The sequence below is a fragment of the Veillonella parvula genome, from assembly GCF_032472435.1.
GTDB lineage: Bacteria > Bacillota > Negativicutes > Veillonellales > Veillonellaceae > Veillonella > Veillonella parvula_N.
This window is the reverse complement of record NZ_JAWEGM010000013.1, coordinates 1-1,556: the sequence shown is the minus strand read 5'-3', so window position 1 is coordinate 1,556 and position 1,556 is coordinate 1. Positions and strand designations below refer to the sequence as shown.

Here is a 1,556-nt window from a genome sequence, read left to right as displayed (position 1 = left end):
CCGGCTGAATTTGCAGCGGGCTGGCGAAACGGGAAATATGAAGAAAAACCAACCGACATTACTAACTGAAGGTTGTATCTAACTCTGGGGGCAGGTCAACTCAACATATCGTTTGGTTTTTATTTCTTTATCTTTTAATCCCTGTACTGCCGCTTCTTTTTTTAATTCGTGCTTTTGTGTTAGCTTAAGAGTCAACCACCCCCTAAAATAGTCAACAATGACCCCAAACCTATTTTTACGGCATTATCAGCCACATCCACCCACGCAGTTGCCATCTGTTACTCGTTCTTCCTGTGATGATCATGGTTGCCAGTATAATTCCAGCACAGACTGGACATACAGCATTTTCTGTCCAAGATTAATAACCTCGAACTGCAACTACAATGCCGCAGATGATGCAAAGGACAATTATCCAAAGAATGGCTGGCATTGGATTGCCATTTTTAGCTTCAGATGCCAAATACGCATTAAATTCTTTTTTACTTTGTCTTCGATCATGAGATGTAGAGAAATTGTGCTGCCTTAGCGGAACAGTACCAGACTCAACATATTCCTTAGCTGCTGCTAATGTGGGGACAGGTCCAAAATCATGAGCGCCATTAGCATCGACAATAAGCCACCCAGAGTTATTTTTTATAATGCAACGCCCATCATCGACTGCGTATCTTCCGGCCTGAATTCTGGTTACCTTAGCCAAGGTTTGCTCCATGTTGTCTTATGCCCAACGGGCTACTTTGTTCATCAGTAAAAGTTTACAGCTTTATCCCTGCGCCGCAATGGGTTGGACACTCAGGTAATTCTATCCAAGTAAAGAAGCTGGCCGAAGCCAGCTCAGTGCGATCACTGGTTCTTGAGCGCAAGGATAAGAAGCCCAAGAAACAGGATAGTAGCCCCCTGACTCAGAAGAGGGGCATTCATGAACGTGTCGAGCAATGGCAACATAATTGTACCTCCGATAACGGCTTTGGGATTGTTACCGCAGGCATTCGGTTGACGTAGATTGAATAGTTTTCTATTATCTTCATCACTTGAGGAAATGCCTTTGGTGTGTTTTGAATTGGATTTGATGGCCGTCATTTCCAATCCAGTAATAAAGCTCTGATTATTCAGGGCTTTTTTGCTTTTAGACGTTGTGTAACGTGTCTCTGTCACTGCATTTTCACTCCTGATTTATTTTCCCAATATTTTAACTGCGCCCGAGGGTCAGACTGAAGACAGCCACTGAATACATGGTGATTCTTCTGGATAGCTATTCTAGTAATGATTTATTTTAGTGCAACGGTTGATTTTGACGTAAAATTAAGAATGCAGTTGATGTAGAATACTCTATCCCGATGATTCATCTGCATTAATTTTTTTAAGCATCATGAATAAAATTTTGAAAATTTTATTCAGTGCTGATTTCTTCAACTGAATCGCCACGGGTTTAACAGACACCTCAGAGTCATTTAAGATGACTTAAAGAGAGGTGCCCATGAGCGGTAAGCGTTATCCCGAAGAGTTTAAAATTGAAGCAGTCAAACAGGTTGTTGATCGCGGTTATTCTGTTGCCAGCG

At 41.9% G+C, this 1,556-nt stretch carries 3 protein-coding genes; 1 reads left to right on the top strand and 2 read right to left on the bottom strand.

All coding sequences use genetic code 11. The annotated features are described in order from the left end of the window. Positions 1-358: 358 nt before the first annotated feature. Both E7A03_RS09905 and E7A03_RS09900 read right to left on the bottom strand, forming a co-directional pair. A complete protein-coding gene (locus E7A03_RS09905; protein WP_075207243.1) occupies positions 359-709 on the bottom strand; it encodes a hypothetical protein in 351 nt (116 codons plus the stop codon). Positions 710-840: 131 nt separating this feature from the next. Next, a complete protein-coding gene (locus E7A03_RS09900) occupies positions 841-1,152 on the bottom strand; it encodes a hypothetical protein (protein ID WP_049082205.1) in 312 nt (103 codons plus the stop codon). A 322-nt stretch (positions 1,153-1,474) separates the two neighbouring features. Here E7A03_RS09900 and E7A03_RS09895 point away from each other — a divergent pair. Next, positions 1,475-1,556 (top strand): transposase (locus E7A03_RS09895; protein ID WP_048955451.1); only part of this gene is annotated, 82 nt, incomplete at its 3' end.